Consider the following 13,956-nt stretch of genomic DNA (forward strand, 5'->3'; position numbering starts at 1 on the left):
GACCGCGGTGCCGACGGGCGTCAGGCCTTGATCGCCTCCGGACGCGGGTCAGCGGTGCCGGTGCCACCGGCGTCGTTGCCCTCGTCCATCGCCACGCTCTTGCGCTTGCTGAACACCACCGCCGCGACGATGATCAAGGTCGCCACCACCGCGATACCGACCCGCAGGCCGACGTTGCGGTCCTCGCCGATGCTCCACGCCACCACGGCCGGCGCGATCAGCAGCGAGACCAGGTTCATCACCTTGAGCAGCGGGTTGATGGCCGGACCGGCGGTGTCCTTGAACGGGTCACCGACGGTGTCGCCGATGACGGTCGCGGCGTGCGCGTCGGAGCCCTTGCCGCCGTACGCGCCGTCCTCGACCATCTTCTTGCTGTTGTCCCAGGCACCGCCGGAGTTGGCCAGGAAGACCGCCATCAGCGTGCCCGCCCCGATCGCACCGGCCAGGTACGACGCCAGCGCGCCGGGCCCGAGGCCGAATCCGACCGCGATCGGCGCCAGGATCGCCAGCAGACCCGGCGTCAGCAGTTCGCGCTGCGCGTCCCGGGTGCAGATGTCGACCACCTTGCCGTACTCCGGCCGCTGGGTCCGGTCCATGATCCCGGGCAGCTCCCGGAACTGCCGACGCACCTCCATCACCACGGCACCGGCCGAGCGGGAGACCGCGTTGATGGCCAGGCCGGAGAAGAGGAACACCACGGCCGCACCGATGATCAACCCGACCAGGTTCTGCGGGTTGGCCACGTTCAGCGCGTTGAGGATCTCGGCGCTGACGTCGGTCACCCCGGCGTCGGCGTACGCGATGCGCAGCGTGTCGGTGTACGAGCCGAACAGCGCGGTGGCGGCCAGCACGGCGGTGGCGATCGCGATGCCCTTGGTGATCGCCTTCGTGGTGTTGCCGACGGCGTCCAGCTCGGTCAGCGTCCGGGCACCGTGCTCGTCGATGTCGCCGGACATCTCGGCCACGCCCTGGGCGTTGTCGGAGATCGGGCCGAAGGTGTCCATCGCGACGATCACGCCGACGGTGGTCAGCAGACCCGTACCGGCCAGCGCCACGGCGAACAGCGAAAGCGTGATCGAGCCGCCGCCCAGCAGGAAGGCGCCGAAGACACCGGCGGCGATGAGCAGCGCCGAGTAGACCGCCGACTCCAGACCGACGCTGATGCCGGCGAGGATGACGGTGGCCGGGCCGGTCTGCGAGCTCTTGCCGATGTCCTGCACCGGACGCCGTTCGGTCTCGGTGAAGTAGCCGGTCAGCGCCTGGATCGCGGCGGCGAGCACGATGCCGATGACGACCGCGCCGATCACCACGCCACGCGGGCCGAACGGCGGGTCGCCGCCCTCGACGCCAAGGCTCTCCCGCCAGTTGTCACCGAGCTGTGCGGCCCACGACGGCTGGAGGTAGAAGACCGTGGCGATCGCGACCAGCACCGCCGAGATCACCGCGGAGAGGTAGAAGGCCCGGTTGATCGCGGTCAGACCGTTGCGGTCGGAGGCGCGCAGCCGGGTGATGAAGACGCCGATGATGGCGACGAGTACGCCGATCGTGGAGATGATCAGCGGCAGCACCAGGCCGTCGGTGCCGAACGCGGCGCGGCCCAGGATCAGCGCGGCGACCAGGGTTACCGCGTACGACTCGAACAGGTCGGCGGCCATGCCGGCGCAGTCACCGACGTTGTCGCCCACGTTGTCGGCGATGGTGGCGGCGTTGCGCGGGTCGTCCTCGGGGATGCCCTGCTCGACCTTGCCGACCAGGTCGGCGCCGACGTCGGCCGCCTTGGTGAAGATGCCGCCGCCGACCCGCATGAACATGGCCAGCAGGGCGGCGCCGAAGCCGAAGCCCTCCAGCACCGTCGGCGCGTCGCCCCGGAAGATCAGCACGACCAGCGCGGCACCGAAGAGGCCGAGGCCGACGGTGAGGAAGCCGACCACGCCGCCGGTCCGGAAGGCGATCTTCATGGCCGCTTCCCGGCCGCCTTCGCGTTCCCGGGCGGCGGCGGCCACCCGCAGGTTGGCCCGGGTGGCCAGCCACATGCCGGCGCCACCGATGAAGGCGCTGAACAGCGCGCCGACCACGAAGAAGAGCGAGCGCCCGATCTTCACCGCGGTCTCGCTGCCGTCGGTGTCGTGCACCGGCAGCAGGAACAGCAGGACCACGGCGATCACCACGAAGATCGCCAGAGTCCGGAACTGCCGGATCAGGTAGGCCGAGGCACCCTCCTGCACGGCCCCGGAGATCTCCTGCATGTTGGTGGTGCCCTTGCCGGCGGCCAGCACGGTCTTCGTCAACGCGGCGGCGAAGGCGAGCGCGACCAACGCGATCACCGCGGCGATGACGACGTACGTGACATTGGCTCCGGTTAGGGAGATCCCGCCGCCCTCGGCGGCCAAGGTGTCGGACATCTGTGTCCTCCTGTGCCGAACAACGCACCGGCCGGTGGAGACGCACCGGCCGGTGCCTGTATGCGAATTCGCAAGTGCGCGCCACCCACCCCGGCGAAACCGGCGACGGACGCCCATCTGCGCTGGCTGCCCGGTGGATCACTTGCTGACAACCCGGGTACTGTAGCCCTCCGCAGTGTTCGAGGTCACACCGAGGTGGCACCATCGGCCGATGATCTTCGTCGCTGTGTTATGAAACGAAATCTGATATAGGAACGGGTCCATGCGAACGGGCTCGCATTCCCAGTCCAGGAAATACGAGCCCGATGATTCGACGACACCGCGCCACGAATGCCGCATTCCGCGGCGCTGATCTGATGCGCGGGCGGCCGGCGGTGCCGACCGGTCAGCGACCGACCGGCCAGACCATTCGCACCTCGGTGCCGACGCCCTCGTCGACCGGCCGCACCTGCAGGTCCTCGACGAAACCGGCGAGCAGGGCGAATCCGACACCGGTGGTGAGGTCGTCCTCGTCCAGGGACTCGTTGGCCAACTGGTCGGCGTCGAGCGCGGTGAGACCGATGCTCGCCTCGATCGGCGCCCGGTCCACCACCCGCACCGCGTACGACCCGGAGTCGGACATCTCGACCAGCACCGGATCGGGCACGCCGTACTGGCGGTGCAGGGCGACCGCGCGGGTGCACGCCTCGCCGATGGCCAGGCGCACCTCGTCGAGCAGGTCCTCGCGGACACCGGCCCGTCGGGCCACCGCCACGCCGACCAGGCGGGCGGTGCGGACGTGCACCGGCGCCGGGGAGAAGGAGAGCCGGACCGTCGCCATCACGCGCCGGTACCGGTCGCCGCTTCGACCGTGGGATGCAGCGGGAATACCTGGTCCAACGCGGTGATCCGGAAGATCTTGAGCAGCGGCTCCTTGTCGCAGACCAGCGAGAAGGTGCCGTCGGCGGTCCTCAGGCGCTTGAGCGCGCCGACCAGCACACCCAGGCCGGTGGAGTCGAGGAAGTCCACCCGGCCGAGATCGACCACCACGTGCCGGGCCCCGGAGTCGATCAACTCCAGAAGCCGCTCACGCAGCCGGGGGGCGGTGTAGACATCCACCTCACCGCCGACCTCGAGCACCGTGTGCTCCCCCACGGTGCGGGTCGCCAGCGACAGCTCCATCGGTCCTCCCTTGCGCAGCCGTAAGCTCTCTGGCATCTAACCATTACCCCCGAAGGCGCCTGACGACTCACGGACCCGCTTCCGACCTGCAGACGCGACGATTTCCCATTTCCGAACACCAGTGCGAGAGTGCAGAACGTGACCCCGGCAGCTCCCGTCTCCGCCGGCAGCGGCCCGGAACGACCGCCGCCGGGCGAGCTGCTGCGCCGACTGCGCCAGCGACACGCCACCGACCCGATCACCCACGTCGAGCGGGTGCCACCCCGCTCCGGGATCGCGGTGCCGTGGCCGGCCTGGGCACCGGAGGACCTGCGAGCCGCGTACGCCCGACGTGGGGTGACGGCACCCTGGCGGCACCAGGCCGAGGCGGCCGGCCTCGCGTACGACCGGCAGCACGTCGTGGTGGCCACCGGCACCGCGTCCGGCAAGTCGCTGGCGTACCAGCTGCCCGCCCTGTCCGCCCTGCTGGCCGACCCGCGCGCCACGGTGCTCTACCTGGCACCGACCAAGGCGCTCGCCGCCGACCAGTTACGCGCCGTCGCCACGCTGGAGATCGAGGGCGTACGACCGTCCTGCTACGACGGTGACACCCCTCGCGCCGAACGCGAGTGGATCCGTCGCCACTCCCGATTCGTGCTGACCAACCCGGACATGCTGCACCACGGCATCCTGCCCGGCCACGCCCAGTGGTCGGGGTTCCTGCGCCGCCTGGCGTACGTGGTGGTCGACGAGTGCCACGTCTACCGGGGCGTGTTCGGCTCGCACGTGGCCCACGTGCTGCGGCGGCTGCGGCGGCAGTGCACCCGCTACCGCCCCGCCACGGGCGACCCCGGCCCGACCTTCGTGCTCGCCTCGGCCACCTCCGGGGACCCCGCCGCCGCGGCCGGGCGACTGACCGGCCTGCCGGTGACGGCGGTCACCGAGGACACCTCACCGAGAGCCGGGGTGACCTTCGCGCTCTGGGAGCCACCCCTGCTCCCGCCCGACCCGGCCGCGATCCCCTCCCCCCGCCCGGCACCCGCCGCCTCCGCTTCCGCCCCCTCTGGCCCGTCGCCCGCCGGCCCGCCTTCCGGCGGCCCCGCGCACGAGGCGAACGATCTCACCCAGGTGCGGCGGTCGGCGTTGCGGGAGACCGCCGACCTGCTCGCCGACACCGTCGCCTCGGGCGTACGCACCCTGGCCTTCGTCCGGTCCCGCCGAGGCGCCGAGGTGGTCGCCACCAGCACCCGACGCAGCCTCGACGAGGCGGTCCCCGGGCTGGGCGACCGGGTCGCCGCGTACCGGGGCGGCTACCTGCGCGAGGAACGCCGGGAACTGGAACGCGCACTGCTGCACGGGGACCTGCTCGGGCTCGCCTCGACCAACGCACTGGAGCTGGGCGTCGACCTGATCGGCCTGGACGCGGTGCTGATCTGCGGTTACCCGGGCACCCGGGCCTCGCTGTGGCAACAGGCCGGGCGGGCCGGGCGATCCGGCCAGGAGGCACTCGCCGTGCTGATCGCCCGGGACGACCCGCTCGACACCTACCTGGTGCACCATCCGGAGGCGGTGTTCGGGGCACCGGTGGAGGCCACCGTGCTCGACCCGGCGAACGCGTACGTGCTCGGGCCGCAGTTGGCCTGCGCGGCGGCCGAGGCCCCGCTGACCGACGCCGATCTGGCGCTGTTCGGTGACGGCGCGAAGGACACGGTCGCGGCGTTGGTCGAGGCGGGCGCGCTGCGGCAGCGGCCGACCGGCTGGTACTGGCGGCACCGGGAGCGACCCGAGGTGGACCTGCGCGGCGACGGCGGCGCACCGGTCTGCGTGGTGGAGGCGGCGACCGGCCGGCTGCTCGGCACCGTCGACGGCGGCTCGGCACACTTCCTGCTGCACTCCGGCGCGGTCTATCTGCACCAGGGCGTGTCGTACGTGGTCGACACGCTCGACCTCGACGACGGGTGCGCGCTGGTGCACCCCGAGGAGCCGGACTGGTCCACCCATGCGCGGGACGTCACCTCGCTGTCGGTGGTGTCGGTGCGCTCGTACGTCGACGCCGGACCGGTCGGACTGTTCCTCGGCGAGGTGGACGTCACCAGCCAGGTGGTGTCGTACCAGCGGCGGCGGATCGCCACCGGTGAGGTGATCGACACCCGCCCGCTGGACCTGCCGGCGCGGGAGCTGCGTACCGTCGCGGTCTGGTTCACCCTCTCCCCCGAGTCGCTGGCCACGGCCGGAGTGGACCCGGCCGACGTGCCGGGCGGGCTGCACGCCGCCGAACACGCCGCGATCGGGCTGCTGCCGCTGGTGGCCACCTGTGACCGGTGGGACATCGGCGGCTTGTCCACGGCGGTGCACCCGGACACCGAGGCCCCGACCGTCTTCGTCTACGACGGCCACCCCGGCGGCGCGGGCTTCGCCGAGCGGGCGTACGGCATGGCGTCGTCCTGGCTGCGCGCCACCCGGGACGCGATCGCCGAATGCGGCTGCGAGCACGGCTGCCCCTCCTGCGTCCAGTCGCCGAAATGCGGCAACGGCAACAACCCGTTGTCCAAGCCGGACGCGATCAGGGTGTTGGACGTGGTGCTGGCGAACCTGCCGGTCGCTCTCAGCGGGTAGGCATGAGATCCGCTCGCTCCGGGCATTGATGGATGGGAGCGCTTCCATCGAGCGCCATGACCATCAGTCCGTCGTCGCCGCCGTCACATGGAGGAGGAGCCGTGGCCGACACCATCGCCGAGACCGTCGAGCTGCTCTACACCATCGACCAGGAGAAGCTCGACATCGACCAGCAGATCGCCCTCGGTACGGCGCTCGCCACCCTGGCCCAGGCCGAACGGCTGGACCAGATCAACGAGCGGCTCCGTACCATCCACCAACTCCTCACCACCTGGTCCCACCGGTCGGCTGTCGACGGTGTCCGCTGACCTGACACTCAGCGCCGGGTCGCTTGCCGAGCTGTGCGACACTCCGGCGCACCACGATCGAGGAGATTCTCATGCAGCTCGATAGCTTGCAGGCGCAGCACCAGTTCCACATCCGCCAGCGGTTACGTTTCATGGTCAACCAGTACGAGGTGCACAGCGTCGCGCCGGACGGCTCCGAGGGCGGTCTGCTGGCGTTCGCACAGCAGAAGCGGCTCGCCTTCAAGGAGCAGGTGACCATCTACGCCGACGACTCCAAGCAGCAGCCGCTGCTCGGGTTCAAGGCCCGTCAGCGCATCGACCTCGGTGCCACGTACGACGTCACCGACCACGCCGGCACCCCGATCGGGCTGTTCCGCAAGGACTTCGCGCAGTCGCTGCTCCGCTCGACGTGGCACGTCGAGCAGGCCGGCCTGCCGAACGTCGTCGGTCAGGAGCGCAGCATGCCGGTGGCGGTGCTGCGCCGGTTCGCCGAGTCGCTGTCCTGGCTGCCGTACCACTTCGACTTCGTCGCCAACGGTCAGCCGGTCTTCTCGGTGGTGAAGAAGTGGGGCCTGCGTGACCGCTACGTCGTCGAGATCCAGCACCCGCAGATCGACCGCCGCCTAGTGATCGCCATGGCGATCGCACTCGACGCTCTCCAGGGCCGCTGACGCTCGGCGGCGTCGTCGGTTCGCTGGCTCGTCGGATGGCTGGCTCGTCGGATGGCTGGCTCGTCGGATGCGAGCCAGCCACCCGGCCAGCTCGCACCCGACGTGTTCCCCGTCCACGCGGGAACCGCTCACCCGCGCATCGGGCCTGCTCGGGAGGTGGCCGTGGCGACCCGGGAGATCCCGGGCAGCGGACGCACCGACACCTCGGCGGTGACCACCACGTCGATCCCGTCTACCTGGCATCGGACCAGCCTGGCGCCGTTGGCGGTGACGAGTTCGGCGGCTTCGGCACACGCCTGCGACTCGTCGTGCAGCGCTCGGCCCGCTCCGGCGAGCGCACCAAAGTCAGCCGCGACCCGCGCCTGGTGACGCGCCACCCGCGCGGCGCCTATCCCCGCACCGAAGATCCCACTGATCACGAAGATCAGCCCGACCGCCAGCAGGCAGACCGTCGCCCCACCTCGGTCACGCCCGCCGACTCGCCGCCGAGACCGGGACGCTGCCCCGGCCCGGCGGTTCGGAGGCGGGGCGGAGGTCACGGCCTCGGCTCCGGGATTCCGGGCTCGACGGCCGCCACCGCCGTGGCCACGACCACGATCGCGGGCAGGTCGGTGCCGAGGGCACGGACCGGGGCGCGCACGGTCACCCGAACCACCTCGTCGTCCACCACGACGGCCACCTCGGCACCAGGAGGTGCGTGCCGGTGGGCCGCGCTGTCACCCGGTTCGCCCCGGGAGGCGGCGAGCGCCGCCTCCCGGGCCGCGTCCAGGCAGGCCGCCCTGGAGCTGACCGCGTTGACCGCGGTCAGCCCGACGAGCAGGAGCAGCAGCAGCGCCGGCAGACCGGCCGCCATCTCGGCGGTGAAGGAACCCCGGTCACGACCGGTCGGCCGGCGCCCGGTCACTTCAGGGCCCGGTCGATGACGGCGGTCAACGCGGACTGCACGCTGTCGGAGGTCAGCACCTTGAGCAGGACGCCTCCGAAGGCCACCGCGGCGAGCGTGCCGACGGCGTACTCGGCGGTGTTCATCCCGGCGTCCCCGCGAAGGCGGGCGAGGATTCTGCGCACGTGTTCGTCCCTTCTCGATGTGTTCACAGCACGTCGCCGAGCACGGCGACGATCACCGGCACCAGACCGGCGAGAATGAAGGCGGGGAGGAAGCAGAGGCCGAGGGGCAGCACGATCAACACGCCCGCACGGCGCGCCGCCGACTCGATCGCGATGGCCCGGTCGGCGCGCAGGTCGTCGGCGAGCCGGGTGAGGGCGCCGGCCAGCGCGGCCCCGCTACTGGCCGACCGGATCGCGGCGGCGCCGATCCGCTGTGCGCCCGGCACCGTCGCCAGGTGTGCCCAGGCTTCCTGCGGCCCACCGCCCAGTTGCAGCGTGCGTCCGACCCGGCCGAGATGGTCGGCGAGCGGACCGCCCAGCGCGTCCGCCACCGCGAGCACCGAGCGTTCGACCGGAGCGCCCGCCCGGAGCGCGGCGGCGAGCAGGTCGGCGGCGAGCGGGAGATCGGCGACGGCCCGCAGTCGCCGGTTCCGGTCCGCCGGTGGCTCGATCCGCCGGAGCAGCCGGTCGAGCAGGAGCGCGGTGGGCAGCGCCGCCACCAGGCCGGGCCATCCCCCGACCAGTACGGCCACGGCCACGCCCGCCAGTCCGGCGGCGAGTCGTACCCGGTCCACCCGACGACCCGCCGCGCCACCGGGAACCGGTGGCGCGGCCTTCTGTTGCCCACCGGACCTCGACGAGCTCGTGGTGCTCGCTGGTCCCGGCGGGCCCTCGGCGGCGCTGCCACGGTGGGTGGCATTCGACGGGCTCGCATCGGCCAACCGGCGCAACCGCCGCCGAGGTCGGTGCCGACCGACCAGGACCACGGCGATCAGGACGACGCCGACCAGCACCGCCGCAGCCAGCGTGCCGTCGGTCAGGGCGGCAGCCATCGGACGGAGCATCAGCCGGCTCCGGCAGGCATGGCACCGAGACGGTCCGCCCAGAGCAGTCCGATCGCCTGGAGCACCACGGCCGCGACCGCACAGGCACCACCTATCGGGGTGTGCAACAGCACCTGGAGCGGGTCGACCCCGATGCCGTAGCCGAGAGCTATGCCACCCACCGGAAGGGCGGCCAACAGCCAGGCGGTGGCGCGGGCTCCGGCGGCCTGAGCTGCCGCCGCACCCAGTCCCCGATCCGTCGACCGGGCGTCGGCTTCGATCCGCTCCACCAGCTCGGCCAGCGGAGCACCCGTCCTGTCGGCCAGCCGCACCGCCGCTTCCGCCAACCGTCTCGACCGATCGTCGAGTACGTCGATTCCCCTCGTCGCTCGGCTGCCGGCACCGCTGTCGGCGGCGCGCGTGCCGTCGTCGCGGCTCGTCGCCCGCCCTGCGGCGACACCGACCTGATCCGGGCCGCTGGAACGCAGCGCCGCCACAGCCACCGGAACCGGCAGCCCGGCCCGGAGGTCGGCGGCGAGGGCACAGAGTTGGTCCAGCCGCTCCCGCTGCGCCTGTGCCACCCGAGCCGTCGCGCGACGGCGCAGCAGGGCCCGTACGCCCACGGCCCCGTACCCGGCCAGCGCGACCGCCGCCACCGGACCGCCGAGCAGTCCACCCGTCGTCGCGCCGAGCAGCATGGTCAGCAGCAGGACTCTCAAGTACGGCATCCCCGCCAGCCGAGCGTTCGGTAGGTGGCGCGTCCGACGCTCCTGGCGCTCGCTCACCCGGTGCGGGGCAGGCGTCGCGTCCACCGTCGGCGCGGACCCGTCCTCCGGGCTCGTCGGCGCGTCGGGCGGACGCCGCTTCGCTCCGGCCGTCGCCACGGGCGGCGTCACGCCTGGCCGCGTGACCGGCGGTGGTGTGGTGGGAAAGCCGCCGCGAATCGGTCGACGCCCGTCACCGCGCCCCGGCGGGTGCGAGCCCGCCGTCGAGTTCGGCGAGCTAGGACGCGTCGTCGCAGGTCGCAGATCGGCCAGCGGCGGGCCCACACAGGACTGGGCCGGCTCGCCCACCGACCGTAGCGTGGCCACCCATTCGATCAGCGGATCATCGGCCCGGTCGTCGCGCGACCGGCCCGGGAACACCCGGGTGCGAACCGGCCGGATCACGACCACACCCAGCCCGAGCAGCATCCCGGCCACCCACAGGTATCCGCCGCTCATGCCGGGCCTGCCGATCCGGGCCACGGTTCGGACAGGATCGGCGGCACCGCGACGTCCCGATTTTTGATCATGGTGCCGAGTGCCCGGCCCGCGAACCCGAGCCCGCGACCCCGGATCCAGGCGGGTACTGCGGTGACCAGCCGTTCCGGTCCCTCCGGCAGGAGCAGGCAGACCGACTCCAGCAGCCGCCCCTGCGGCGTACGACGGATCTGGAACACCACCTGTAGGGCCGCTGCCACCTGGGCGTGCAACGCCGGACGGGGCAGCCCGCCGAGCAATCCCAGCGCCTCCAACCGGGCCGGCACGTCCGACGGGGTGTTGGCGTGCAGTGTTCCCGCGCCGCCGTCGTGACCCGTGTTGAGTGCGGCGAGCAGATCGACTACCTCACCGCCCCGGCACTCGCCGACGACCAGCCGATCGGGCCGCATCCGTAGCGCCTGCCGCACGAGCTCACTCAGACCGACCGCGCCGGAGCCCTCCACGTTGGCGGTACGGGCCTGCAACCCCACCACGTGCGGGTGCACCGGCCGAAGCTCTGCGGCGTCCTCGACAAGCACGATCCGTTCGGTGGTCGGCACCAGCGAGAGCAGCGTGTTCAACAGGGTCGTCTTGCCGGACCCGGTGCCTCCGATCACCAGGTACGCGAGGCGGGCGGCCACCACGGCGGCGAGCACCGGCGCGACCGGCCGGGCCACCGCACCCTGCTCGACCAACTCGTCCAGGGTGAACGGCCGCTGCCGGAAGGTCCGCAACGACAGGTACGGCCCGTCGGTCGCCACCGGCGGCAGCACGGCGTGCATCCGGGTGCCGTCGGACAATCGGGCGTCGACGCACGGCGCACCGTCGTCGAGGCGGCGACCGGCTCCGGCAGCGAGCCGCTGCGCGAGCCGGCGTACGTCGTCCACGGTGCCCACCGGCACCGGGACCTGGTGCAGCCCCTGACCTCGGTCGACCCAGACTCGTACGCCGTTGACCAGTACGTCCGTCACCTCCGGATCGACCAACAGCGGGGCGAGCGGACCAGCGCCCACCAGGTCGTCGCGAACCCGGTCGGCCATCCGCAGCAGGGCGGTGTCCCCGAGTACGGCGGCGTCGGGCTCGGCGCGTACCGCAGAGACGATCGCGGCCGGGGTGACCGGCGTGGTGGCGGCGGCGATCCGCTGCCGTACCCGGGCAGCGAGGCTCTCCCCGCTCACGCCGAACCCGCCGTGGCGCTCCGGCCGGTCAGGTCGGTGACGATCCGCTGGCAGAGGTCGGCCAGCGGACCGCGCCCGGTGGCCGCCGGTGCCTCACCCCGCTCCAGGCCCCGGCACAGGCCCGGCTCCGGCCGCAGACTGCCGGCGAGCGGCAAACCGAGCGCCTTGGCCAGCTCGGTCGCCCGCAACCGGCCGGGGGCCGGGCCACGCACGACGACCGACAGGTCGTGGCAGTGCGGGCCGGCCATCGCCACCACCCGTGCCGCCGCCGCGGTCGCCCGCAACTCGGCGGGCACGACCACGAAGACCCGGTCGGCGGCCTGGAGCGCGGTGACCGCCGCGTCGTCGAGATACCGGGGCAGGTCGACCACCACGAAGTCCCGGCCGCGTCGGGCCGCGTCCAGCGTGGCCGCCATCGCCTCGGCCGGCACCGCGACCAGGTCACCGCGATCCCAGGAGAGGACCACCAGATCACCCCGACTGGGCAACGCCCGTACCAGGGCGGGGGCGTCCACCCGGCCGTCCGCCCCGGTCAGTGCCGGCCACCGGAGGCCCTCCAACTGCTCCCAGCCCAGCACCAGGTCGAGGCCGCCGCCGAGCGGATCGGCGTCGAGCAGCAGGGTCCGCAGCCGGGTACGGGCGGCGGTGACCGCGAGCCCACCGGCCAGGATGCTGGCTCCGGCCCCGCCTCGGCCGCCCAGGACGGCGACCACCCGGCCACCCGGTGCGTCCCCGACACCGCTCTCGGCGAACCGGTCGACCAGCCACGGCTCGGCGGCCGGCAACACCGCGACGTGCTCGGCACCGAGCAGGTCCGCGACCTGCCAGCTCGACTCGACGTCCCCGCCCCGGCCCACCAGGACCAGCCGCGATCGTCGCGGCAGCCGGGCCCGCAGGCAGGGCTGCGCCTGATCGCTGCCGACGATCACCAGCGGGGCAGACCGCCAGCGGGTCCGGGCGGCCGCCGGATCGGCGGCGACCTCCACCTCGACACCTCCGGCGGCGGCGAGCCGCAGCAGGTCGTCGAGCAGGTCACCGTCCCCGGTCACGACCAGCGGCGGAGGCGGGTGCGGCGGGACGGAGGTACGGGCGGGCATCGTGGCCTCCAGCGGTCGGCAGGGGTTGGCTGTGCCGAACCCTGCCGCCCGAAGCAGTCTCGACGCCGCCCCATGGGGCCAACCTGTGGACAACCAGGTCTCCTGTGGACAACGCCCATAGTCAGAGTCGATCTGCTATGTGGACGGTCGCATATCGCGTTCAAATCGCCTTCGATCGGCCATAGCGGGACGTCATGGAAAGCACGCATAATCGACGGTCTGCGCCGTCGGCGGAACGGCATCCCTCGCCGGATCGAGGTCATGAAGCAGTCGCCAGATCACGAGCAACCCCGCGTCGAGCCGAGACTCCGGGTCGGCCCCTGGCTGTTCGACCCGCGCTCCCACGCCGCGCCGCCCACTCGACCGGAGTTGCCCGCGCGCCCGACACGGCTCGCGTTGCCGGCCGCACCGGCCATCCGCGACGGCGAATCATGGACACCGCTGACCGTCGCGTCCGAACCCGTCGTCGTCCCCGCCGAACCGGCACGCCACGGCACCGGCCGGACGAGCCACCGGCTCCTGTTGGCCGGGGTCGCCACCGCCGTACTGGGCCTGATGCTCACCCTGCTCTGGCCCGCGCCGGAAGCCCCGACGACCGCCGCGCCGGAGCGGCCCTCCGGCTGGGTCGCACCGCAGCCGCCGGCCCCGGCCGGCACCTCGCAGCGTCCCGCCACCGCCGGCACCGGCACGCCGTCGGCCTCGTCCTCCGTCGGCGGAGTCTCCTCCACCCGACCCCTGCCGCCCACCACGGCGTCCGCACCGACCCGGTCGCCGTCGACGTCGGCCCCACGAACCGATCCACCCCGCACCCCGGGTACGCCGAGCAGCCGACCGACGTCCACACCGAGCCGCCCGCCGAGCCCTCCACCGACCACCCGGCCGCCCGAGCCGCAACCTCAACGACTCGCCCCGCTGCCCGGCGGACACGAACGGTGGCTGCGCTCGGTCGGCGGCGGCCCCGAGACCAGCATCGAGTTCGTCAACTCCACCAACCGCACGGTGACCGTGCACTGGCTGGACCACCAGGGACAGCGCAGGCAGTACCGAGTCCTGCAACCGAACACGTCGTACCGGCAGCACACGTACGTCGGGCACCCCTGGGTCGTCACCGACCGACGCGGCCGGGCCCTGGCCTGTTTCGAGCCGGCTCGTACGCCCGGCCGCGCGGTAATCGGCTAGCCGCGAAAGCGCTCCCGCAAAAGGGACGACCCCCGTCGGGGGGAAACGGTCTCAAGTTGTCGGCCGCTGCCAGCTGGTAGCGGCCCGCGTCAGCGAGCAGGTGTCGGACGTCGTCGACTCACGTTCGAGGTCGACCCGCGTCGACGCTCTCGCTGCCTTCTTGCTGCCTCGCTGTCTGATGCCTCGCTTACAAACTCTGTGCACTAGGTCCGTC

13 protein-coding genes and 1 pseudogene are annotated in these 13,956 nt (G+C 72.6%); 4 read left to right on the top strand and 10 right to left on the bottom strand.

The features are described 5' to 3' along the window. Positions 1-20: 20 nt before the first annotated feature. From ACZ31C_RS02195 to ACZ31C_RS02205, 3 genes are all read right to left on the bottom strand, one after another. Positions 21-2,402 (bottom strand): sodium-translocating pyrophosphatase, encoded by a 2,382-nt coding sequence (locus ACZ31C_RS02195; protein ID WP_465793842.1) that lies wholly within the window; start codon positions 2,400-2,402, stop codon positions 21-23. Positions 2,403-2,787: 385 nt separating this feature from the next. After that, a complete protein-coding gene (locus ACZ31C_RS02200) occupies positions 2,788-3,225 on the bottom strand; it encodes an ATP-binding protein (RefSeq protein ID WP_449946299.1) in 438 nt (145 codons plus the stop codon). Then, positions 3,222-3,563, bottom strand: a complete 342-nt coding sequence (locus tag ACZ31C_RS02205) for an STAS domain-containing protein (protein WP_131054046.1) — start codon at positions 3,561-3,563, stop codon at positions 3,222-3,224. Before ACZ31C_RS02205 ends, ACZ31C_RS02200 begins: the two co-directional genes overlap by 4 nt. 138 nt (positions 3,564-3,701) lie before the next feature. Between ACZ31C_RS02205 and ACZ31C_RS02210 the strand changes: the two genes are divergently transcribed. From ACZ31C_RS02210 to ACZ31C_RS02220, 3 genes are all read left to right on the top strand, one after another. After that, positions 3,702-6,158 carry a DEAD/DEAH box helicase gene (locus ACZ31C_RS02210; RefSeq protein ID WP_465793843.1) on the top strand — a complete coding sequence of 819 codons (2,457 nt, stop codon included), beginning with the start codon at positions 3,702-3,704 and terminating at the stop codon, positions 6,156-6,158. A 101-nt stretch (positions 6,159-6,259) separates the two neighbouring features. Continuing rightward, positions 6,260-6,466 (top strand): hypothetical protein, encoded by a 207-nt coding sequence (locus ACZ31C_RS02215; protein WP_396741080.1) that lies wholly within the window; start codon positions 6,260-6,262, stop codon positions 6,464-6,466. 71 nt (positions 6,467-6,537) lie between these two features. Continuing rightward, positions 6,538-7,116 (top strand): LURP-one-related family protein, encoded by a 579-nt coding sequence (locus tag ACZ31C_RS02220; protein WP_396741081.1) that lies wholly within the window; start codon positions 6,538-6,540, stop codon positions 7,114-7,116. 128 nt (positions 7,117-7,244) lie between these two features. On the opposite strand, the gene ACZ31C_RS02225 is transcribed toward ACZ31C_RS02220, so the two are convergent. From ACZ31C_RS02225 to ssd, 7 genes and pseudogenes are all read right to left on the bottom strand, one after another. Further along, positions 7,245-7,655 carry an Rv3654c family TadE-like protein gene (locus ACZ31C_RS02225; protein ID WP_465793844.1) on the bottom strand — a complete coding sequence of 137 codons (411 nt, stop codon included), beginning with the start codon at positions 7,653-7,655 and terminating at the stop codon, positions 7,245-7,247. Then, positions 7,652-7,969 (bottom strand): TadE family type IV pilus minor pilin, encoded by a 318-nt coding sequence (locus ACZ31C_RS02230; protein WP_465794343.1) that lies wholly within the window; start codon positions 7,967-7,969, stop codon positions 7,652-7,654. The genes ACZ31C_RS02225 and ACZ31C_RS02230 overlap by 4 nt, the downstream gene beginning before the upstream one ends. A gap of 47 nt (positions 7,970-8,016) precedes the next feature. Further along, a complete protein-coding gene (locus ACZ31C_RS02235) occupies positions 8,017-8,145 on the bottom strand; it encodes a DUF4244 domain-containing protein (protein ID WP_155217386.1) in 129 nt (42 codons plus the stop codon). A 62-nt stretch (positions 8,146-8,207) separates the two neighbouring features. Continuing rightward, positions 8,208-8,798, bottom strand: a complete 591-nt coding sequence (locus ACZ31C_RS02240) for a type II secretion system F family protein (protein ID WP_465794344.1) — start codon at positions 8,796-8,798, stop codon at positions 8,208-8,210. Between the two features lie 269 nt (positions 8,799-9,067). Continuing rightward, positions 9,068-9,844 (bottom strand): annotated as a pseudogene (locus tag ACZ31C_RS02245) (type II secretion system F family protein); the annotation flags it as partial. 422 nt (positions 9,845-10,266) lie between these two features. After that, positions 10,267-11,466 carry a TadA family conjugal transfer-associated ATPase gene (locus ACZ31C_RS02250; protein WP_465793845.1) on the bottom strand — a complete coding sequence of 400 codons (1,200 nt, stop codon included), beginning with the start codon at positions 11,464-11,466 and terminating at the stop codon, positions 10,267-10,269. Further along, on the bottom strand, positions 11,463-12,515 hold the full coding sequence (ssd, locus tag ACZ31C_RS02255) for a septum site-determining protein Ssd (protein ID WP_465794345.1): 1,053 nt from the start codon (positions 12,513-12,515) through the stop codon (positions 11,463-11,465). The genes ACZ31C_RS02250 and ssd overlap by 4 nt, the downstream gene beginning before the upstream one ends. Positions 12,516-12,824: 309 nt before the next feature. Between ssd and ACZ31C_RS02260 the strand changes: the two genes are divergently transcribed. Further along, positions 12,825-13,742, top strand: coding sequence for a VHL beta domain-containing protein (locus tag ACZ31C_RS02260; RefSeq protein ID WP_465793846.1), 918 nt, complete (start codon positions 12,825-12,827; stop codon positions 13,740-13,742). Positions 13,743-13,956: the final 214 nt, after the last annotated feature.

Source organism: Micromonospora sp. NPDC023869, assembly GCF_055559695.1.